The 21,780-nt window shown below is 69.9% G+C and carries 12 protein-coding genes; 2 read left to right on the forward strand and 10 right to left on the reverse strand.

Going from position 1 to position 21,780, the window contains the following annotated elements; genetic code table 11:
• Positions 1-321: 321 nt before the first annotated feature.
• The 10 genes from ACWDUA_RS02855 to aspS form a co-directional block, all read right to left on the reverse strand.
• A complete protein-coding gene (locus ACWDUA_RS02855; protein ID WP_449749702.1) occupies positions 322-1,212 on the reverse strand; it encodes a shikimate dehydrogenase in 891 nt (296 codons plus the stop codon).
• Positions 1,213-1,214: 2 nt separating this feature from the next.
• Entirely contained in the window at positions 1,215-3,245 is a 2,031-nt protein-coding gene (mltG, locus tag ACWDUA_RS02860) for an endolytic transglycosylase MltG (protein WP_449749489.1), read from the reverse strand.
• A 148-nt stretch (positions 3,246-3,393) separates the two neighbouring features.
• Complete coding sequence (ruvX, locus tag ACWDUA_RS02865) at positions 3,394-3,825, reverse strand: Holliday junction resolvase RuvX (protein ID WP_449749490.1); 432 nt, start codon at positions 3,823-3,825, stop codon at positions 3,394-3,396.
• A complete protein-coding gene (gene alaS, locus ACWDUA_RS02870) occupies positions 3,825-6,515 on the reverse strand; it encodes an alanine--tRNA ligase (RefSeq protein ID WP_449749491.1) in 2,691 nt (896 codons plus the stop codon). Before alaS ends, ruvX begins: the two co-directional genes overlap by 1 nt.
• Before the next feature lie 108 nt (positions 6,516-6,623).
• Positions 6,624-8,267 (reverse strand): replication-associated recombination protein A, encoded by a 1,644-nt coding sequence (locus ACWDUA_RS02875; RefSeq protein WP_449749703.1) that lies wholly within the window; start codon positions 8,265-8,267, stop codon positions 6,624-6,626.
• Between the two features lie 8 nt (positions 8,268-8,275).
• Positions 8,276-9,469: a hypothetical protein gene (locus tag ACWDUA_RS02880; protein WP_449749492.1), complete on the reverse strand. Its 1,194-nt coding sequence runs from the start codon at positions 9,467-9,469 to the stop codon at positions 8,276-8,278.
• 100 nt (positions 9,470-9,569) lie between these two features.
• Positions 9,570-10,598: a transglutaminase family protein gene (locus tag ACWDUA_RS02885; protein ID WP_449749493.1), complete on the reverse strand. Its 1,029-nt coding sequence runs from the start codon at positions 10,596-10,598 to the stop codon at positions 9,570-9,572.
• Positions 10,595-13,348, reverse strand: a complete 2,754-nt coding sequence (locus ACWDUA_RS02890; protein ID WP_449749494.1) for a circularly permuted type 2 ATP-grasp protein — start codon at positions 13,346-13,348, stop codon at positions 10,595-10,597. The genes ACWDUA_RS02885 and ACWDUA_RS02890 overlap by 4 nt, the downstream gene beginning before the upstream one ends.
• The gene (locus ACWDUA_RS02895; protein WP_449749495.1) at positions 13,345-16,812 is read right to left on the reverse strand and encodes a transglutaminase family protein; all 3,468 of its coding nucleotides are present in this window, start codon (positions 16,810-16,812) and stop codon (positions 13,345-13,347) included. The genes ACWDUA_RS02890 and ACWDUA_RS02895 overlap by 4 nt, the downstream gene beginning before the upstream one ends.
• A gap of 206 nt (positions 16,813-17,018) precedes the next feature.
• Positions 17,019-18,890 carry an aspartate--tRNA ligase gene (gene aspS, locus ACWDUA_RS02900; RefSeq protein ID WP_449749496.1) on the reverse strand — a complete coding sequence of 624 codons (1,872 nt, stop codon included), beginning with the start codon at positions 18,888-18,890 and terminating at the stop codon, positions 17,019-17,021.
• 238 nt (positions 18,891-19,128) lie between these two features.
• Here aspS and ypfJ point away from each other — a divergent pair, with 238 nt between their 5' ends.
• Both ypfJ and ACWDUA_RS02910 read left to right on the forward strand, forming a co-directional pair.
• Positions 19,129-20,007: a KPN_02809 family neutral zinc metallopeptidase gene (ypfJ, locus tag ACWDUA_RS02905; RefSeq protein WP_449749497.1), complete on the forward strand. Its 879-nt coding sequence runs from the start codon at positions 19,129-19,131 to the stop codon at positions 20,005-20,007.
• Between the two features lie 56 nt (positions 20,008-20,063).
• The gene (locus ACWDUA_RS02910) at positions 20,064-21,647 is read left to right on the forward strand and encodes a DUF885 domain-containing protein (protein ID WP_449749704.1); all 1,584 of its coding nucleotides are present in this window, start codon (positions 20,064-20,066) and stop codon (positions 21,645-21,647) included.
• Positions 21,648-21,780: the final 133 nt, after the last annotated feature.

The following is a 21,780-nucleotide window of genomic DNA, read 5'->3' on the forward strand; positions in this document are numbered from 1 at the left end:
CCGCAACCCGAACACACCACGCAACCACCCCCAAGCGGTCACCACCCATCGCGACCCAACAGAGGTTTCGACAGCCGGCCGGCGTCGCCACCGCGACGACGACCTGCTCAACCACCCCGAAAGCCGAGGAGCGCAGCGACAAGTCGAGTCGAAATCCCCGCCGGCCGCAAACACGAGGCAACCACCCCCAAGCGGTCACCACCCATCGCGACCCAACAGAGGTTTCGACAGCCGGCCGGCGTCGCTATCGCGACGACGACCTGCTCAACCACCCACAACAGCGCAACTCACCCGGCGGCGCGCCCGGCCACACGGTGCCCGTTACGCAACGGCGGCGGCCATCGCCTCTCGGGGTGCGGGGAAACCGGTGAACTGTTCGACCTGACCGAAGGCCTGATGCAGGAGCATCACCAAGCCCCCGACCACGCGCCCGCCCGCGGCGGTCACCGCGGCGGCCAGCGGCGTCGGCCACGGGTCGTAGATGACGTCGACCACGCGCGGTGCGGTGGCCAAGGCCCCGATCAGCACCGACGTGCCATCGCCGGGGACCGTCGACACGGCCACCGCGGACTCCGCACAGCGGCTGCGTAGCGCCGAGGTGTCGGTGAACGGAACGACATCGGCGTGCATCCCGAGCCGGTCGGCGAGCGCCGGCACGGACGCGGCCCGGCCGGCGTCGCGGGCCACGACGGTCAGCGCGGAGATCCCGGCGGCAGCCAGCGCGGCGACCGTCGGCAGTGCGGTGCCACCAGCGCCGATCACGACCGCCGAGACCGGCAACGACGATCCGACGGTGCCGGCGTCGACGCCGAGTTCGGCGAGCGCACCGATCATGCCGTCGATGTCGGTGCAGTCGGCGCGCCACCCGTCGGCGGTCCGCACCAGGGTGTTGGCCGATCCCACCAGGACGGCGCGTTCGGTCCGGAGGTCGGCGTGGGCGAGCGCGGCGAGCTTGCCGGGCATGGTCACCGAGAATCCGACGTAGTCGGCGCCGGCGTCGTCGACCAGGCCGGGCAGGGCCTCGGCACTGCACTCCCGACGCCCATAGGTCCAGTCGTCCAGACCCAGCGCCCGGTAGGCCGCACGATGCAGATCCGGGGAGCGCGAATGCGACACCGGCAGGCCGAGGACGGCGGCCCGGCGTGCGTCTCGCCCACCGAACGGTTCGACGAGCGGGGGCGGGCCCAGCGGCAGACGCTGATCGATACCCATGGTCACCGGCAGGTGATGAACTTGTTGGCGCACGCCTTGGAGATGTTGCGGCGGTGCTGGTCGAAATCGGCCGTGAACAACGTCGTCCCCTTGGCGTCGACAGTCACGAAGTACAGCCAGTCCCCGTCCGCCGGATGCTCCATCGCCTCGAGCGCCTTCTCGTCGACCGCCCCGATCGGGGTCGGCGGCAAACCCTTGTGGACGTAGGTGTTCCAGGGGGTGTCGGCCTTGAGATCATCAGAATGCACGTCGATGTCGGTCACCGCAGCCGTGTAGTTTGCGGTCGAATCAAACTGCAGCTCTTGGTTTTTCGCGAGCCGGTTGAGAATCACCCGGGCCACCTTGGCGTAGTCGGCGGGCTGGTTGACCTCGGCCTGCACCAGCGACGCGGCGACCATCGTCTGATACGGCGTCAGACTCGACTGGTTGTTGGTCAACAGCCCCCACTGCTCGTAGCGGTGTGCGCTCTCGGTGATCAGGTACTTGAGGATCTCGGTGGCCGACTGATGCGGATCGATCGACTCCCAGGTGCCCGGTGCGATCAGGCCCTCGATCCGACGATGGTCACCCGCGAGTGCGTTGAACGCCGCCTGCGCCCACTGCGGAATCCCGAGATCGGCGACGCTGCCGTCGGCGGCGGCCTGCTGCAGCTGCTCGACGCTCACGCCGATCCGGTCGCCGTTGATCTGCACCGCTGTCTGGTTGGAGATCATCTGGAAGATCCCCGACGTGGTCGTCCCGTCGGGCAGCTTCTTGGAGTCCAGCTGCAGACCGGCAGGCACCACGATCCGGCCGACCCGATGGGACGAGTCCGGGTCGCTGATCATCTCGACGGCGGTCTTGGCCGGGATCTCGGTGCGGAGCTTGTAGTAGCCACCCGGGAGCGCGGCGCCGTCGGCGGCGTCGACGAAGGCACGGGTACTGCCGACCACGTCGTCGTCGGCGAGAATGGTCCCGATCTGCTTGATCGACGAGCTGTCGGGGATGTGCACGAGCACGTCAGAGGTACCCGCCGCGTTCGTGTAGTCCTTGCGGGAGTCGAACAGACCCGCCATGGTGGCGCCGATCACGCCGACCGCCACCACGATCACCGCCAGCACCGATGCGGCGATGATCATGCCGATCCGGCGGCGTCGGCGACGACGCTCGGCGGCCGGGGTCCGCTCGGGATGATCGACGATGTCGTCGTCGAGGGTCGCCAGAGCACGATCCTCGGCGTCGGGGGTGTCGAAGTCCGGAAGGTCACCGCCGGGGGTGTCGAACCCCGTCGTCTCGTAACCCGGGACCCCGAGGTCGGGAAGGTCGGCCGGCAGCGTGGGATCGGCGGCTGCAACCAGTGCGCCCGGGGCGATCGCCGATCGCCGATCGGCGTCGGCACGCCAGGCGGCCTCGCTCCATTCCGGTTCCACCACCGGGGTCTCGGTGACGGATCGGGTGTGCCGATGCGGCTCGACCGTCTCGACGGCGCCGAGGTCGATCGCGGGGTTCTCGACAGCGCTCATGTGGGCCGTGCTCGTATCGAAGGTGCCCGTATCAAACGCGCCCGTGCCGAACGTACCCATGTCGAATGCGCCCGTGTCCACGGCACCGGTGGCCGCCCCGGCGGGCGAGGTCGCGGGGTCGAACTCGGCGCGTACCGCAGGCATCGTTTCGACCGGTGCGGTCGTCTCCACCGGTCCGGTGGTCTCGACGGGAGCCGGGGCCCGGACTCCGCGGCTGCGCATCGACTGTGGCGGGCCGTCGGCAGCCGGAGCGACCCGGGTGACGGGCGCGGCGGGTGGCGCGGGCTCGGCGCGGGCAATCCGCTGATCGCGCGGGGTGGGATCGGGCGGGGTGGGATCGGGCGGTGGCGTGGCCGCCGGTGGTCGGACCGGTGATCCATCCGTCCCACCGTCGGCGCGACGCCGGCGGTGTCGGGTGGTGGGACGCTCGCCGTGCGGCTGTGTGAAATACCGCAGCCGATCGGGATCCATTCCCCCATCGGCGTTCCCGGGATGCTCCCGATGCCGATTCCGATGACGTTCGTCGGTCACCGCGGATGATCCCTTCCCTCGTCCCCCGGCAGCGCCGGCTCGGGAATGCTCCCGGTCGCCGCCCGGTACGTGCACGACCTGTGCACCACTGTCGGGCCGACCCGATCGGGATTCCCGACCGGACGGCCCCTCTTCACGGCGCGCGAGGTCATCGACGCGCGTCCAGCCATCCCTGCAGAATAGCGACCGCTGCGGCCTGATCGATCACACCACGCGACGACTTCGCCGAACGGCCACTGGCCCGCAACGCCTGCGCTGCGGTGACCGTGGTGAGACGCTCATCGGCGTACTCGATCGCGATCGGAGCGATCACCGGGGTCAGCGCGTCGCCGAACCCACGGGCCGCCTCGACGGCCGGCCCGTCGGTGTTACGCAGCGTCTTGGGCAGACCGATCACCACACCGATGGCCTCGTACTCGGCCACCAGCTCCGCGATCCGGGCGATGTCGGTGCCACCGCCGATGTCACGACGCACGGTCTCCACCGGCGTGGCCAGTATGCCGTCGGGATCGCACACCGCGACCCCGACGCGGACACTGCCGACGTCGATCCCGAGGCGTCGCCCTCGCTGGAATGCCATCAGGCGAGCAGCTCGCGAATCCGCCGGACCGCGGCGTCCAGTCCTCCCGGCTCGGTCCCCGATCCCTGCGCGAGGTCGGGCTTGCCACCGCCGCGGCCGCCGACCAGCGGGGCGATCTCCTTGACGATGTCGCCGGCCTTGACACCGCCGGCGCGGGCGGCATCGGTGGTGGCGATCACGAACGGCACCTTGGTCTCGTCGCCCTCGCCGGTCTGCGAGAAGAGCGCGACCACCGCGGCGCGGTCAGCGATCTTGCCGCGCAGATCACCGGCGACCGACCGCAGGCCGTTGGCGTCGAGCCCCGCCAGCGTGCCCTGCACGAGAAGGGTGTCGCCGACCGTGGTGGCGGTGTCGAGCAGACCGGATGCGGCGGCGCGGGCGGCATCGGCACGGATCCTGTCGAGCTGCTTCTCGGCGTCGCGCAAGCGCGTCACGAGCTGTTCGACACGTCCGGGAACCTCATCGGAGGGCACCTTGAGCGACGAGGCGAGACCGGCCAGCAGGGCGCGTTCCCTGGACAGGTAGCGGAACGAGTCCATGCCGACGTACGCCTCGACACGGCGGACACCGGAACCGACCGACGACTCGCCGATCAGGGTCACCGGGCCGATCTGCGCCGACGACGCGACGTGGGTGCCACCACACAGCTCCATCGAGAACGGGCCACCGATCTCGACGACGCGCACCTGGTCGCCGTAGTTCTCGCCGAACAGGGCGAGCGCTCCCATCGCCTTGGCCTCGGTGAGGCCGGTCTCGAAGGTGTTGACCTGATAGTTCGCCTCGACCGCGGCGTTGGAGATCTCCTCGATCTCGCGACGCTGCGCCTCCGACAACGGCTTGCCGGAATGGAAGTCGAACCGCAGGTAGCCGGGACGATTGAGCGAACCGGCCTGGGTGGCACCGGGACCGAGCACCTGCCGCAGCGCGGCGTGCACCATGTGGGTGCCGGAGTGTCCCTGGGTGGCGCCGTGCCGCCAGGACTGGTCGACCGCGGCGAGCACCTCGTCGCCCTCGGCGATCTCGCCGTCGTCGACGACCACCTTGTGCAGCCACACCGACTTGCCGACGCGCTGTACGTCGGTCACCGACAGCTTGACGCCGTCGCCGGTGGTGATGGTGCCGGTGTCGGCCATCTGGCCGCCCGACTCCGCGTACAGCGGGGTGCGGTCGAGGATGACGGTGAGTTCCTGGCCGGGAGCCGCGCTGGTGATGCGCTGCCCGTCGGAGACCAGACCGAGCACCTTCGCCTCGGAGACCAATTCGTCGTAGCCGGTGAACAGGGTGGGTCCGCGGTCGAGGAACTCGCGGTACACCCCGGCGTCGGCGTGCCCGGTCTTCCGTGCGGTGGCGTCGGCCTTGGCGCGGGCCTTCTGCTCGTTCATGAGCTCGGTGAACCCGGCTTCGTCGACCTTCAGGCCGGCCTCCGACGCCATCTCCAGGGTCAGATCGATCGGGAATCCGTAGGTGTCGTGCAGGGTGAACGCGTCACTGCCCGACAGGGTGGTCCTGCTGGCCGCCTTGGTGGCCGAGGCGGCGTCGGCGAACAGCCGGGAACCGGCCTCGAGGGTCTTGCCGAAGGAGTTCTCCTCGCCCTCGGCGACGGTCAGGATGTGCTCGCGCTGCTCGGCGAGTTCCGGATACGACGGGGCCATCAGGTCGATCGCCTTGCCGATGAACTGTCCCATCGCCGAGTCGGCGCCGGTGGGACCGCTGCCGGTGCCGGCGAGCAGACGTGCCGAGCGCACCACCCGGCGCAGCAGGCGGCGCAGGACGTAGCCGCGGCCGTCGTTGCCGGGCAACACACCATCGCCGATCAGCATCGCGGCGGTCCGGGTGTGGTCGGCGATGACGCGGAACTTCACGTCGTCGTCGTGGACGCCGGCACCGTAGCTGCGGCCGGTGACCTCGGCGGCGAGGTCGATGATCGGCTTGAGCAGGTCGGTCTCGTAGACGTTGTCGACGCCCTGCAGCAGGCAGGCGACACGCTCGATGCCCATGCCGGTGTCGATGTTCTTCTTCGGCAGCGGGCCGAGGATCTCGTAACCCTCTTTGCCGCCACCCGGACCGCGGACGTTCTGCATGAACACGAGATTCCAGATCTCGATGTAGCGGTCCTCGTCGGCCTCGGGGCCACCCTCTATGCCGTACTCGGGACCGCGGTCGTAGAAGATCTCCGAGCACGGACCGCACGGTCCGGGCACGCCCATCGACCAGTAGTTGTCCTTGAGTCCGCGACGCTGGATGCGTTCGGCCGGTACGCCGATCTCGTCACGCCAGATGCTCTCGGCCTCGTCGTCGTCGAGATAGACGGTGGGCCACAGCTTCTGAGGATCGATCCCGTAGCCGCCGTCGGCGACGCTGTCGGTCAGCAACGACCATGCGAAGCCGATGGCCTCCCGCTTGAAGTAGTCACCGAAGGAGAAGTTGCCCGCCATCTGGAAGAAGGTGTTGTGGCGGGTGGTGATGCCGACCTCGTCGATGTCGAGGGTGCGCACACACTTCTGGACGCTCGTGGCACGCGGCGACGGTGGGGTCTGCTCGCCCAGGAAGAACGGCTTGAACGGGACCATGCCGGCGTTGACGAACAGCAGGTTGGGATCATCGAGGATCAGTGATGCGCTGGGGACCTCGAGATGTCCGGCCTTGATGAAGTGATCCAGAAACCGCTTCCGGATGTCATGCGTCTGCACTAGGTTGTCGTCCTCGGTGAGAATTCGGTATCGGTATCGGTGTCTGCCACTGCGACACTCCCTGCCACTGCGACACTCCAGACTACCGCCGGTGCCCGCGGCGACCGGTCACCGGCGTCGCCGAATCCCGCGCACGATCGATCTCAGCTTGCCCAGACGTGCCGAGATCTCGCGTTCGAAGCCGTGGTCGGTGGGCTGATAGTAATCGGTCCCGACCAACTCGTCAGGTGGATATTGCTGCGGCACGACCCCGTCCGGATGATCGTGCGGATACCGATAGCCGACGCCGCTGCCCATCTTCTTGGCACCGGCGTAATGCGCGTCACGCAGATGAGGCGGAACCGCGCCCGCCTTGCCGGATTCGACGTCGGCGATCGCCGCCCCGATCGACGACACCACCCCCGCCGATTTCGGTGCGGTGGCCAGGTGGATGGTGGCCTGCGCGAGGGCCAGCCGGGCCTCGGGCATGCCCACCAGCGCCACGACCTGGGCAGCGGCCACCGCGGTCTGCAGTGCCGTGGGGTCGGCCATCCCGACGTCCTCGCTGGCATGGATCATCAGCCGCCGTGCGATGAATCGCGGATCCTCCCCCGCGGTGATCATCCGGGCGAGATAGTGCAGCGCGGCGTCGACGTCGGAGCCGCGGATGGACTTGATGAACGCCGAGGTCACGTCGTAGTGCTGGTCACCGGCACGGTCGTAGCGCACCGCGGCGCGGTCGATGGCGGCCTCCACGTCGGCGAGGTCGACCACCGGGACGTCCGGACGGGTGTCACCGGTGTCGGCGTCACCGATCTCGGCATGGTCCCCGGACTCGGTCTCGTCCGGCGCCTCGGTCTCCTCGGTCTCCTCGGGCGCCTCGGTCTTCTCGGGCGCCTCGGTCTCCTCGGGCGCCTCGGGCGCCTCGGGCGCCTCGGGCGCCTCGGTCTCGTCACGTGCCCCGGGTGCCCCGGTCTCGGGATCGTGAGGTGTGCCGGTCCGGTCGGGCGTCGCGACAGCGTCGGCGGCATCCCGGGAGACGACGTCGGCGGCGGCCTCGAGGGCGGTGAGCGCGCGTCGGGCGTCTCCCCCGGCGACGGCGACGAGATGGTCGTAGGCGGCATCGGTGACCTGCACCGACCCGCCCAGACCGCGCTCGTCGACGACAGCGCGGGCCAGCACCTCACGGATGTCGTCGTCGGTCAGCGACCGCAACCGCAGGACCAGCGAGCGCGACAGCAGCGGCGACACCACCGAGAACGACGGGTTCTCGGTGGTCGCGGCCACCAACAACACGATCCGGTTCTCGACGGCGTCGAGCAGGGCGTCCTGCTGGGTCTTGGAGAAGCGGTGGACCTCGTCGATGAACAGGACGGTCTGTTCGCCGTCGACGAGTCGGCGGCGCGCCACCTCGATGACCGCGCGGACCTCCTTGACCCCGGCCGACAGCGCCGACAATGCCTCGAACCGCCCACCGGCGGCAATCGAGATCAACGACGCCATGGTGGTCTTGCCGGTCCCCGGTGGCCCGTACAACAGCACCGACGCAGCGCCCGAGCCGCTGATCAGACGCCGCAGCGGCGACCCGGTGCCCAGCAGGTGCTTCTGCCCGACGATCTCGTCGAGCGATCGCGGCCGCATCCGCACCGCCAGCGGCGCCGTCGGCGAGGGCGGTGTGGTGAGCGCGGTGGCGGCCGGACCCGACGATGCCGCCACGGGCGGGCCCGGGGTTGTCGGTCGGGTCGGGTCGGGAGAGGCGAAGAGTCCGTCCATCACCCGCGTCAGGACAGCCAGGTCCGGTGCAGGGCCACCCCGACCGCCGCCGCGAACTCGGCGATGGCGTCGTCGTGTCCACGGGCGAACGCCGCCAGATCGGTCCAGCGGGCCACCAGCACACGCGGGTCGTTGGTGTGCAGGGCCCAGTCGTGGGCGTACCGGGACGGCATCGCATCGTCGGCGGCCTCGAGGTGGGCCATCGTCGGATCGACGGCGACCGCCGCGTCGTCGACGTCGTCGTCGGGCAGCATCCACACCGTCGACAACCACACCCACAGCAGCCGCGCGATCAGGATGCGGTGTCCGACCTCGCGATCACGGTGCAGCGCGGGCCAGATCGCCATGACCTCCGACCGCCAGGCCTCCACCACGGCGACCTCGAGGTCGCGGCGGCGGTCGAGCGCCTGCGGGTTGAGCCCGGCCGGGAAGGTGACCAGCGCATAGGCGACGTCGAGGCCGGCGTCGCGGAAGCCACCCCACTCGTAGTCCATGAACTGCACGCCGGCGTCGTTGAACAGGATGTTCTCCGGACCGACGTCCGACGGGCTGAACGCGCGGTACTCGCCGCCGTCGAACAGCGCACACGCCTCGTCGAAGGAGGCACTCACCGCGGAACTCATCTCGACACCGAGATCGGCGGCACGACTGCGCGCCACCCGCACCGCGCGGTGGGCCTCGTCGCGGAGGATGTCACGGCCCTGGATGCCCTTGGGTCCGCGGCGGACGAGCGCCTGGAAGTCACCCTCACCGCCGACGGTCGCCGCGTGCATCCGACCGAGGGCCTGTCCCCACGCGCTCAGTGCGCGGGAGATCTCGACGACATCGGTGCCCGACAGCATGGTGGTCATCGCGTTCCCCCGCCCCAGATCCGAGAGCACCATCAGCAGCGCATCCGGATCGGAGGCGATCAGCTGCGGTCCGGGACGGGATTCGGTGGGCAGCGCGGTGGCGTACTTGTAGGACGCGATCTCGCGGTGGAAGGCGCGCGGATCCTCGTGCTCGGGCAGGGCCTTGATCACCAGGGTGCGGTCGAGCGACAGCGGGTTCTGGGCCACCCGGACCCGGATCACCGTGGTACGACCACTTCCACCGAGGTCCTCCGGGTCCGCGAGGACCACCGGGGATCCGGCTCGATGGGACAGCAGGGCCTCTGCGGCTCGCACCACGCTCGTGGTGCGGCTCTCTGTGATGACCGTCATGGCGTCCTCCACGGTACCCAATCGCGCCGACGAACGACACGGCGCACGGACTTTCACGCTCGATCGGATGACGTGTGAGCGTCGTGCGATCGGCCCGCGATCAGCCCGTGACCGGGCCCGCGGCGGCGTCGTCGACGAGCCCGGGACCACCGCCGATGCCGGGATCGACGGCCGGCGCACCGGGGGTCACACCCGGATCGGTGCCGGGCGCGCCGGGGTCGCCCTCGGTGAGCGGGCACACGTCCACCGACACCTCGATCTCGCTGCTCGTCGCGTCGGTGTAGATCACTCCGCGCAGCGGCGGGACGTCGTCGTAGTCACGGCCCCACGCCACGGTGACGTGCCGTTCGTCGACGAGCTTGTCGTTGGTCGGGTCGAACGGCAACCACCGGTCGTCGGGCAGCCAGACCGCCGCCCAGGCGTGGCTGGCGTCGGCGCCGAAGATCCGTTCACGGCCGGGCGGCGGGTCGGTGGCCAGATAGCCGGACTCGTAGCGGCCGGCCAGCCCCACCGACCGCAGACAGGCGATCGCGACGCGCGCGAAGTCCTGGCACACCCCCTCGCGGCGCGCCATCACCGTGTCGACGCGGGTGGAGATGGCCGTGGAACCGGACCGGTAGGTGAAGTCGCGGAAGATCCGCGAGGTCAGGTCGGTGACGGCCTCGACGAGCGGCCGTCCCGGGGTGAACACCGCACGGGCGTAGTCGACGACGGCCGAGGTGATCTCGGGCGGGTCGAGGTCATAGGTGAACTCGGCGGCCATCCCCGCGCCGAGGGCCGCGGGACGGGCCTGTTCCCAGGCGGTGCGGGCGGCCGACGACACCAGCAGTCCCTGGTCGATCGGATCGACGTCGACCACCGACACCCCGGTGACCGCCAGCGCGCTGTGCGGGGTGCGCACGTGGAAGTAGGTGTCGATGTTGCCGTAGACGTCCAGGCCGGTCGAGCGGTCGTCGGGTTCGGGGTCGATCCGCACCTCCGAGCTGATCACCCGCTGGCCGGGCAGCTCACGCGGCGTCAGATAGCAGCGGCCGTACGACGACGACACCACGCCGTCGTAGGTGTACCGGGTGCTGTGGATCACCCGGTATCGCCGGGTCGGCGGCGCACTGGTGGTGGGCACGCTCACGATTCACCACCACCGAAACCCCAGATCGGCTGCGCGGGCAGCGGTGGGGCGAAGCGGGTGCGGTTCATGGTCTCGGACAGCTCACGGGCTCCTTCACGCAGTCCGGTCATCAGCTCGACCAGTTCCGACCGCTGCCCGTCGTCGTCGAGGGCGACGAGGTCGGCGGGGTCGGAGCGGCGCAGTGCCGCGGTCATCTCCTCGAGCGTGCGCTCGGCCGACGCCGACCGCAACGCTTCGGGCAAGGCGATCAGGTCCTGCCGCATGCGGTCGAGCTGATAGATCATGGCACGCGGGTTGGACTCGTCGAAGAACACCAGCTGGACCACCGACAGCAACTGGTAGAGGCCACGGCTGCGGCGCCGGTAGATGACCGCCGACTCGTCGGCGATCAGGAACGACTCCATCAACTCTTGCTCGACCGCGGTCGGTTGTTCCGCGGCGAACAGGGCGGCGGCCAGGTCGGCGAGGGTGATCGCCCGTTCGATCCGGCGCCCGAGGTCCATCAGCAGCCAGGCCGCGTCGTGCACCATCGACTCGGCCTGCAGTCCCGACAGCCCGAGCGCCCCGTGCAGGATCTCCTCGTGGGTGCGGGCGAGGTCCGGTGCCAGGTCGAGCCCGGCGTCGCCGGGCACTCCACTCTCGGCGCCCTGGTCACGGGTCCGCGACACCTGGCTCGCCAGGGTCTGCAGGCTGCGTTCCATCGGGGTGAGCACCATCCAGGTGGACGTCGACATCTGGTCGCGGACCGCGCGGGCGGCGGCGATCACGTGGTCCACGGCGTGCGCGACGGTCCCGGGTACCGCCGCGTCGATGGTCAGTGTGGTGATCTTCTCGATCGCGTCGTCGACCTGTTCGTGTGCGGGTTGCCGGGTGAGGTCGTCGACGAGCAGCTCGGCGGTGTGCAGGTGCTCGGCGGTGCCGGTGACGGTGGCGACGCCGTGCAGCAGCAGCGGGACGGCGGCGGTGCCGTTCATCCACGGCCGGTACTGGAAGTCCTGGTAGCGCTCGCGGGCGACCTTGGTCAGGCGGGTCACCATCTCGGTGCGTTCGCCGTAGCGGCCGAACCAGAACATGTCGGCGAGCACGCGCGGGCTGGTCGCGGCGACCGCATCGAAGTACTGCGACACCGCCTGCGGGTCCCCACCGATCGCGATGACCTCGTCGGCCGGTTCGCTGCGGGACTCCGAGCGGCGCGAGACGTGGCCGCCGACATCGGAATTGGTGACCCACACGTCCTTGGCGGCGACCGTGTGCATGGCGGCGCCGTCGATACCGTCGGCGAGGACCGCGCCGAGCCCACCGGGCATGACCGCGTAGCTGGGGCCCTGCGCGACGCTGAACGCGCGGATCGACACAGGTGCCGCGCGCAACGCACCGGGTGCCCGTCCCCCGGTCCGCCCGGGGGTGAGCGTCGGCGCCACCGAATAGCACTCGACACGTCGCGCAGCCCACTCCCCGCCGTGCGCGCCGACCCGGGCCCGGGTGATCTCGGCACCTGCGGTGTCGAGCGCCGGGCCGATGATCTCCTCACCGGTACGGATGTTGGTCAGCACCAGCGTGTCGAGGTCGGCGACGATCTTGGAGAGGTGCAGCCCGTCGCCGCCCCACAGGGTCGCGACCGACGGCAACGCCAGCTCCTCGTCGAGCAACACCGGGGCGACGCGTTCGAGCACGGTGTGCAGCGCCGGGTTCTGCAGCACGCCGCTGCCGAGGGTGTTGAGTACGGTGACCGTGCCCCGCGAGATCGCCTCGACCAGACCCGCGACGCCCAGCCGGGAGTCGGTGCGCAGGTCGAGCGGGTCGGTGTAGGCGGCGTCGACGCGGCGCAGCAGGACGTCGACGCGCTTGAACTTGCCCAGCGAGCGCATGTAGAGGGTGCCGTCGCGGACGATCAGGTCGGTACCCTCGACCAGCGGGAAGCCGAGTACCGACGCCAGATAGGCCTGATCGAAGGCGGTCTCGGACATGCTGCCGGGGCTGAGTACGGCGACCGTCGGGTCGTCGACGCCGGGCGGTGCGTAGTCGAACAGGGCCAGGCGCAGGGTGCCGGCGAACGTCGCCATCGGCCGCGGTGCGCACGCCTGGAACAGCTGCGGGAAGGTCCGCGACACCAGCCGGCGGTCGATGATCGCGAAGCCCATCCCGGACGGGGCCTGGGCGCGGTCGGCATAGGCGACGAACCCGCCGTCGGGCAGCCGGCCCACGTCCACCGCATGCTGGAACAGCGCGTGCGGGCCGGCGACCTCCAACCGGGCGGCCTTGCGGAGGTAGCCGGGGTGGGCGAACACCATCTCCGGTGGGATCAGTCCGGTGCTGATCAGTCGCTGATCACCGTAGATGTCACGCAGGATGCGGTCGAGCAGCATCGACCGCTGGATGACGGCTTTCTCCAGGCCCGCCCATTCGACACCGTCGATGATCAAGGGCACCGCGTCGATCTGCCAGGATCGCGGCACGGTCTGCTTGTCGACGACCGCGTTGTAGACCACGCCCTCGTCGCTCGCGGCGGTCGACAGCTGCGCGGCGGCAGCCCGCAGTCGCGCGTCGCCGCGCAGGCCGTAGCCGGCCACCAGCTCGTCCCACGCAGGGCGGATCGCCCCGGACGCGTCGAGCATCTCGTCGTAGTGCGAGCCACCTGCGGCGGGCGACAGAGCGGCCCCGTCGAGCTGCTCGAGGTCGAACAACGCGTAGCCGTCGGAGCGGTATCTGTCGAACACCGCGGGTAGCCGGCCACCCGCTGAAACGGTCACCGGAGAACTGTACGTGCCCGACGTAGATCGAGGATCGCCGGGACCCCGGCATCGACGGCCGCGCGTGCAGCGCGCTCCCGAAGCTCTCCGACGTCGATGGTGCCGCCGGTGAACCCGGTGGCCTCGAACCGTCCGTTACGTCGCGACTCGGCCTCCACGGCATTCACCGGCGGACGGTCGTAGGCACGGCCGCCCGGGTGCACCACGTGATAGGTGGCGCCGCCGACGGACCGCCCGGTGGCCAGGTCCACGAGGTCGAAGGTGAGCGGGGTGTCGATGCTGATGGTCGGGTGCAGTGCACTCGGCGGCTGCCACGCCCGGAACCGGATTCCGGCCACCCGCTCACCGGCGCGGTCGGTGCCCGCCAGCGGGATGGGATACCCGTTGCACGTGAGCAGGAACCGCTCGTCGGTGCTGCCGGTGACGCGGACCTGGACACGTTCGATCGACGAGTCGACATAGCGGGCGGTACCGGTGCCGGTGGACTCCTCGCCGAGGGTGTTCCAGGGCTCGATGGCACCCCGCAACTCCACCTCGTGGTCACGGATCTGCACCGTGCCCAGACGCGGGAAGCGGAACTCGGTGAACGGGTCGAGCCAGGAGGTGTCGAACGCGTAGCCGGCGACCCGCAGCTCCTCGGCGACCTGCGCGATGTCGGAGATGATGTGGTGCGGCAGCAGGTATTTGCCGTGCAGGTCCGCGCCGTGGCGGATCAGTCGCGCCCGGTACGGACGCTCCCAGAACCACGACACCAGGGCCCGCACCAGCAGCGACTGCACCATCGCCATCTGGTGATGCGGCGGCATCTCGAAACCGCGCAGCTCCAGCAGCCCGAGCCGGCCGCGCGGCGAATCGGGGCTGTAGAGCTTGTCGATGCAGAACTCGGCGCGGTGGGTGTTGCCGGTGATGTCGGTGAGCAGGTGCCGCAGCGCACGGTCGGTGACCCACGGATTCGGCGGGGCATCGGCCGCACCGCCGTCGGCAGCGGTGGCCGCCAGCCGGTCGATCTCGGCAAACGCGATCTCCATCTCGTACAGCGCCGACTCGCGGCCCTCGTCGGCGCGGGGTGCCTGCGAGGTGGTGCCGATGAACTTGCCGCTGAACAGGTAGGACAGCGCCGGATGTCGCTGCCAGTAGGTCAGCATCGACACCAGCAGGTCCGGGCGCCGCAGCATCGGCGAGTCGGCCGGGGTGGTGCCACCGAGGGTGATGTGGTTGCCACCGCCGGTGCCGCCGTGGCTGCCGTCGAAGTCGAACGTCTCGGTGCCCAGCCGCGCGTGCCGGGCGTGCTCGTAGAGCGAGGCGAGTAGCTCGGACTGCTCGGCGAAGCTCGATGTGGGCTGGATGTTGACCTCGATCACGCCCGGGTCAGGGGTGACGGTCAGGGTGGTCAGGCGTGGGTCGGCGGGCGGACCGTAGCCCTCGATCACCACCGGGGTCGACGTCTGCGCGGCGGCGTCCTCGATCATCCCGATGATCGCGAGGTATTCCTCGAGGGTCGACGTCGGTGGCAGGAACACGAACATGGTGTCGCCACGCTGCTCGGCGACCACCGCGGTGCGCGGGATGAACTCCTCCGGATCCATGGCGATGACGGTGTGGCCCAGTGCCGCGGTCGGATCGTCGGGCAGCGCGTCGTGACGGGCCGACGGATCGGCCTCGAACATCACCGGCGCCGGCCCCCACGACAGCGAGTTCAGCGGCAGCCGCAACCCGGCCGGTGAGGTGCCCGCGGTGAGCACCAGACGTCCGCGGCGGGTGGTCCACCGGGCGCTGTTCCATGCGGTGCCGTCCTCGGATCGGCTCACCGGCAACACATAGGCGGTCGGGTCGGTGACCGAGGCGTCGAGGTGGGCCAACAGTGCTCGGCGCGCCTCGGTGTCGTCGGCGATCGGGGGGATGTCGGCGTCGGGGTCGTCGATGTCCACGGCGGCCTCGGCGCGGGCGAACGCCCGCGCTGTCGGTGTGGTGGGGTCCATGCCGGGATCGCCGGGCGGTAACGCCGACAGCTCACGCATCCGGACGAGCGGATCCTCGTAGGCGGGCATCACCTGGCTGTCCGGCAATCCCAGGTGGGCGGCGATCACTCCGAGCAGCTTCTCCGCGGCGACGGCGGCGGCCGCGGTGGGCGCCGGTCCGGCGGTCTCGGTGGCGATCGATCCGACGGCGTCGGCGCGAGTGGCCCACGGGTCGGCGAGCAGTTCCGGGCGGGTCCAGACAGGCCGGCCGTCGGTGCGCCACATGATGGCGATCTGCCAGCGCGGTAACGGTTCTCCCGGATACCACTTGCCCTGACTGCGCTGGATCAGCCCCTGCGGGGCGTAGTCCTCGTGCAGGCGTGCGGTCAACGCGGAGGCCCGTTCCCGCTTGTGGGGGCCGTCGGCGGCGGTGGTCCATTCGGCGTCGGTCTGGTTGTCGATGGAGACGAACGTCGGTTCGCCACCCATCGTCAGGCGCACGTCGTTCGTCGCCATCCGGGCGTCCACCTCGGCACCGAGCGACACCACGTTGGACCACTGGGATTCGGTGTAGGGCAGGGTGACGCGCGGGTCCTCGTGGAAGCGGGTGACGGTGTTGGAGAAGTCCAGCGTGGCATGACATTTGCCGGTGGCACCGGAGATCGGTGCCGCCGCACCGGGGCTGGGCGTGGCGGCGAGCGGGATGTGGCCCTCCCCCGCGAACAGCCCGGAGGTGGGGTCCATCCCCACCCAGCCGGCGCCCGGCAGGTACACCTCGGTCCACGCGTGCAGGTCGGTGAAGTCGGCGTCGGGTCCGGAGGGTCCGTCGAGCGAGCGGATGTCGGAGGTGAGCTGCACCAGGTAGCCCGAGACGAACCGGGCGGCCAGGCCGAGTTCACGCAGCAACGCGACAAGGAGCCAGGCCGAGTCACGGCATGAGCCGATCGCCGAGGTCAGCGTGTGCTCGGGGGTCTGCACGCCCTGCTCGAGGCGCACGGTGTACCCGACCGCCTGCTGGACGGCCTGGTTGAGCTCGACGAGGAAGTCGATGGTCCGGATCTTCGCGGTGGGCTTGTGTTCGGCGGCGAATGCCGCGACCTCCGGGTGGATCGGTGCGCCGGCGAACTCGCCGGCGGTGACTCCGATCGGCCGCAGGTAGGCCTCGAGGTCGGTGAGCAGGTCCTCGGGGTACTCGAACCCGTAGTGTTCGGCCCATTCCTCGATGAAGAAGTCGAACGGGTTGATCGCGGCGAGGTCGGCGATCAGATTCACCGTGATCGACAGCGACGTCGACGGTTTCGGGAAGACCAGACGTCCGAGGTAGTTGCTGAACGCGTCCTGTTGCCAGTTCAGGAAATGGTCGGCCGGTTCGACGTTCAGCGAGTAGGCCTCGATCGGCGTACGCGAGTGCGGCGCCGGACGCAGCCGCACGACGTGCGGGAAGATCTTGACCGGCCGGTCGAAGGCATAGCTGGTCCGGTGCTCGAGAGCCACCTTGATGGTCATGAAGGCCTCCCGGATGCGGTCTCGGACATACGAATCCCCATGACGAAAGATCTCATCACAGATACCGTCCGGGCGCCTGCCGGGAGAGATGGGTCACCGGTGCCGGACGGTGTCCGACACCGGTGACAGGTGCGACGATGCGGGATCGGGCCCGCGAGAGATACCCACCCGACCGAGATCAGGCGGGTGATATCAGGCCGGTCGCATCAGGACTTGGTGGCCGCGGGCTCGGCATCGGCGACCGGGGCGCCGTCGGCGGTGGCTGCGCCGGCAGCCGCCGGCACACCACGCACGACCGGCTTGGCGTCGATGCCCGATTCCTTGCGCTGCTGCGGGGTGATCGGCGCCGGGGCGTCGGTCAGCGGGTCCACGCCGCCACCGGACTTCGGGAACGCGATGACCTCACGGATCGACGAGTCCCCGGCCAGCAGCGCGGTGATGCGGTCCCAGCCGAAGGCGATGCCGCCGTGCGGCGGGGCACCGTAGGCGAAGGCGTCGAGCAGGAATCCGAACTTCTCCTGCGCCTCCTCGTGTCCGATGCCCATGATCTCGAACACCCGCTCCTGCACGTCGCGGCGGTGGATACGGATCGAGCCACCACCGATCTCGTTGCCATTGCAGACGATGTCGTAGGCGTAGGCCAGCGCGGCACCCGGGTCGGATTCGAGATGCTCGAGCGATTCCGGGGTGGGTGCGGTGAACGCGTGGTGCACCGCGGTCCAGGCGCCGGAGCCGACGGCGACGTCACCGGAGGCGGTCGCGTCGTCGGCGGGTTCGAACAGCGGGGCGTCGACGACCCACACGAACGCCCAGTCGGCGGTGGCCGGGTCGATCGGTTCACCGGCCGGCGGGATCAGTCCGAGGCGGGTGGCGATCTCACCGCGGGCGGCACCGAGCAGCGCACGCTGCGCCTTGGCCGGTCCGGCGGCGAAGAACACGCAGTCGCCGGGCTCGGCGCCGACATGGGCGGCGAGGCTCGCGCGCTCGGCGTCGGACAGGTTCTTGGCGACCGGACCACCGAGGGTGCCGTCCTCACCGATGAGCACGTAGGCCAGACCCTTGGCGCCGCGCTGCTTGGCCCATTCCTGCCAGGCGTCGAGGGTACGACGCGGCTGCGAGGCACCGCCGGGCATGACCACCGCCCCGACGTAGGGGGCCTGGAACACGCGGAACGGGGTGTCGGCGAAGAACTCGGTGCACTCGACGAGCTCGATGTCGAAGCGCAGGTCGGGCTTGTCGCTACCGTAGCGGCGCATGGCCTCGGCATAGGTCATCCGCGGGATCGGGGTGGTCAGCTCGACGCCGATCAGGCGCCACAGGGCGACCAGGATCTCCTCGGCCACGCTGATCACGTCGTCCTGGTCGACGAAGCTCATCTCGATGTCGAGCTGGGTGAACTCGGGCTGGCGATCGGCGCGGAAGTCCTCGTCGCGATAGCAGCGGGCGATCTGGAAGTAGCGTTCCATACCGGCGACCATCAGCAGCTGTTTGAACAGCTGCGGGCTCTGCGGCAGGGCGTAGAAGTTGCCCGGCTGCAGACGCGCCGGGACCAGGAAGTCGCGGGCGCCCTCGGGAGTGGAATGGGTCAGGGTCGGCGTCTCGATCTCGACGAAATCGCGGGCCAGCAGGACCCCGCGGGCGGCCGCCGACACCTTCGACCGCAGACGCAGCGCGGCGCCCGGGCGCTCCCGGCGCAGGTCGAGGTAGCGGTAGCGCAGGCGGGCTTCCTCTCCGGGCTGTTCGTCGAGCTGGAACGGCAGCGGCGCGGACTCGTTGAGCACCTCGAGGGTCACCGCGTTGATCTCGATCTCACCGGACGGCAGATTGGCGTTCTCGCTGCCCTCGGGACGGACCTCGACGACACCGGTGACGGCCACGCAATACTCGGCGCGGAGCTTGTGGGCGACGGCGGCGACCGACTCGTCGCGGAACACCACCTGGACCAGCCCGGAGCTGTCCCGAAGGTCGATGAACACCACACCACCGTGGTCGCGGCGGCGGGCCACCCAGCCGGCGACGGTGACGGTCTGCGCGGCGTCGGCGCGACGCAGGGAACCGGCGAGATGCGTGCGGAGCACTGGAGTCCTTTCGGGGCGGAACAATCGACGTGGGGCGACACCGACACCCCGGTTCGCACCGGGTGGTGGGCGCACGCACCCGCGATCAATCGTACGTAGGCGTTCAAGTCGTCCGGTCACCCGGTCGTCCGCGCCCCCCGACCCGCCCCCGACCCGCTCCCCGATCGGTGCGCGACGCGCCCGATTCGGTCGCTTGCATTATCCCGGTGGCGTGGATCGGTCTCGGTACTCTTGCGCCATGACTTTTCAGGGCAGCGGTCCGCTCGACACCGGGAACGTCTCCGGTGGCGGTGGCGGCGGGGGCGGTGGCGGTGGCGGCCGGATCGCACTCGGCGGCGGTGCCGGTCTGATCATCACGATCGTGGCGTTGCTGTTCGGGATCAATCCGGGCGACATCATGGGCGGCGGGACCGGGTCGTCGACGAACGGTGCGTCCACGTCGCAGATCGATCAGCACATCGCGTCGTGCACCGTCGAGAAGGCCAATCAGGGTGACGAGATCTGCCGCATCGTGGCGACCACCAACAGCCTCGACGACGTGTGGCCGACCCTGATGTCGAACTACACCCCGCCCGCGACGATCATCTTCAACGGTTCGGTGAACACCGCATGTGGAGCGGCGTCGTCGTCGACGGGACCGTTCTACTGCCCGGCCGACAAGACCGCCTATTTCGATCCGAGCTTCTTCGCCACCCTGGAGCAGATGGGTGGCAGCAACGGCGCCCTGGCCCAGGAGTACGTGGTGGCCCACGAGTACGGGCACCACGTGCAGAACATCACCGGCGCCCTGCGAAAGGGACAGCAGCTCGGGTCGCAGGGCCCGCGGTCGGGGTCGGTGCGGGTGGAGTTGCAGGCCGACTGCCTCGCCGGGGTGTGGGCCAACCACGCCGACGACGTGAGCAGCGGACAGTTCGGGTTGCAGACGATCTCCCAGCAGGAGATCCAGGGTGTGATCCAGACCGCCAAGGCGATCGGTGACGACACCATCCAGGGCTCCAACTCCAACCCGGAGGGCTGGACGCACGGATCGGCCGAACAGCGGGCCCGCTGGTTCATGGTCGGATACCAGAGCGGCGATCCCAAGCGCTGCGACACCTTCGCGACCAACGACCTGTGACCGTGTCCCGACGCCCGAGCGCGGTCGACGCGATCGCCGACGAGTACCTGCGGACCATGGCGGCACACGATCCGGTGCTGTCGACCGAATTCGGCTTCGCCGGCCACGACGCGGAGCTCACCGACTTCTCCCCCGACGCGGTCGCCGAACGTGCCGGACAGGCACGGGCAGTGTTGTCGGCGTTGGGGTCTGTCACCGTGGTCGACGATGTCGACCGCGTGACCGTGGCGACCATGTCGGCGTCGTTGCGCCGGGAGCTGGCGCTCGTCGACACCGGCGAGGTGACCGGTGCCTGCAATGTGATCGCCTCTCCCCTGCAGGCCATCCGTGACGTGTTCGACCTGATGCCGGCCGACACCGAGGAGGGCCGCCGGGACATGGTTGCCCGCCTCGATGTGGTGCCCGCCTGTGTCGAGACGGTGATCGCTGGTCTCGACCACCGACTGGCGCACGGCCCGGTGTTCGCCCGCCGTCAGGTGGAACTCGTTGCGGGACAGGCCGAGGACGCGATCGGTGCGGTGTCGGTGAATACCGCACCGATCGCCGACGATCCGGCGCTGTCGGCCGATCTCGCCGCCGCCACCGACCGCGCCGGTGCCGCATTCGCCGCCCTCGCCGAGTACCTGCGATCACGAGTGCTGCCGAAGTCCACCGACACCGACGCCGTGGGCAGGGAACGGTATCTGCCCCAGCTGGCGCACTACCTCGGCACCGACATCGATCCGGACGAGGCCTACGTCTGGGCGCTGGAGCGGTTGGAGGAGATCACCGCCGAGCAGCGCGCCATCGCCGCCGACCTGGTGCCGGACGGTGGAATCCGCGATGCACTGGCCCATCTGGACGCCGATCCGCGCTACCAGATCGCCGACAGACATCTCTTCGTCGACTGGATGCAGGAGACCTCCGACACGGCGGTCGCCGGGCTGGCCGGCACACATTTCGACATCCCGGCGAGGCTGACCCGGCTCGAATGCCGGCTCGCCCCGTCGTCGACCGGGATCATCTACTACACACAGCCGAGCGCCGACCTGTCCCGTCCGGGCCGGATGTGGTGGGCGGTTCCGCCCGGCCAGACCGTCTTCCACACCTGGCAGGAGAAGACCACCGTCTACCACGAGGGTGTGCCCGGCCATCACCTGCAGTTGGGGTCGGCGATCACCGACGACGCGCTGAACTCGTGGCGCAAGCTGGCGTCGTTCACGTCGGGACACGGTGAGGGCTGGGCGCTCTACGCCGAGCGCCTCATGGCCGAGCTCGGCTGGCTCGACGACCCGGGCGATCGAATGGGAATGCTCGACTCCCAACGACTTCGGGCCGCACGCGTCGTCGTCGACATCGGCGTCCACTGTGGTCTGCCCGCACCGGCCGGTGTCGGCGGCGGGATCTGGGATGCCGACAAGGCCTGGCAGTTCCTCACCGAATCGGTCGCCATGGACCGCGCGGTGCTCCGCTTCGAGCTCGACCGTTACCTGGGCTGGCCGGGCCAGGCGCCGTCGTACGCACTGGGTCAGCGGGTGTGGCAGCAGATCCGGTCGGCCTCGCTCGCCGCGCACCCGGACTGGTCACTCAAGGACTTCCACTCGCACGCACTGGCACTCGGCGGCGTCAGCCTCGACGTCCTCGCGGCGGAGATGTCGTAGCGTCTCGGCCGAGTGTGTGGGTGACCGACCTCAGAGGTGGTCACCACCCGAGCACACCCCGCCGAGGTTTCGACACGCCTCGCCGCTGCGCTCCTCAGCGGCTCAACCACCAACGCCCGGTTGATGATTGAGC

The organism is Gordonia sp. NPDC003376 (genome assembly GCF_053589235.1).

What these genes read in the sequence shown, in the direction of transcription:
- ACWDUA_RS02875 (WP_449749703.1), bottom strand. Translation starts at nt 8,267, where the DNA reads ATGGACGGACTCTTCGCCTCTCCCGACCCGACCCGACCGACAACCCCG.
- ruvX (WP_449749490.1), bottom strand. Translation starts at nt 3,825, where the DNA reads ATGGCATTCCAGCGAGGGCGACGCCTCGGGATCGACGTCGGCAGTGTC.
- ACWDUA_RS02855 (WP_449749702.1), bottom strand. Translation starts at nt 1,212, where the DNA reads ATGGGTATCGATCAGCGTCTGCCGCTGGGCCCGCCCCCGCTCGTCGAA.
- ACWDUA_RS02895 (WP_449749495.1), bottom strand. Translation starts at nt 16,812, where the DNA reads ATGACCATCAAGGTGGCTCTCGAGCACCGGACCAGCTATGCCTTCGAC.
- ACWDUA_RS02910 (WP_449749704.1), top strand. Translation starts at nt 20,064, where the DNA reads ATGGCGGCACACGATCCGGTGCTGTCGACCGAATTCGGCTTCGCCGGC.
- ACWDUA_RS02880 (WP_449749492.1), bottom strand. Translation starts at nt 9,469, where the DNA reads ATGACGGTCATCACAGAGAGCCGCACCACGAGCGTGGTGCGAGCCGCA.
- ypfJ (WP_449749497.1), top strand. Translation starts at nt 19,129, where the DNA reads ATGACTTTTCAGGGCAGCGGTCCGCTCGACACCGGGAACGTCTCCGGT.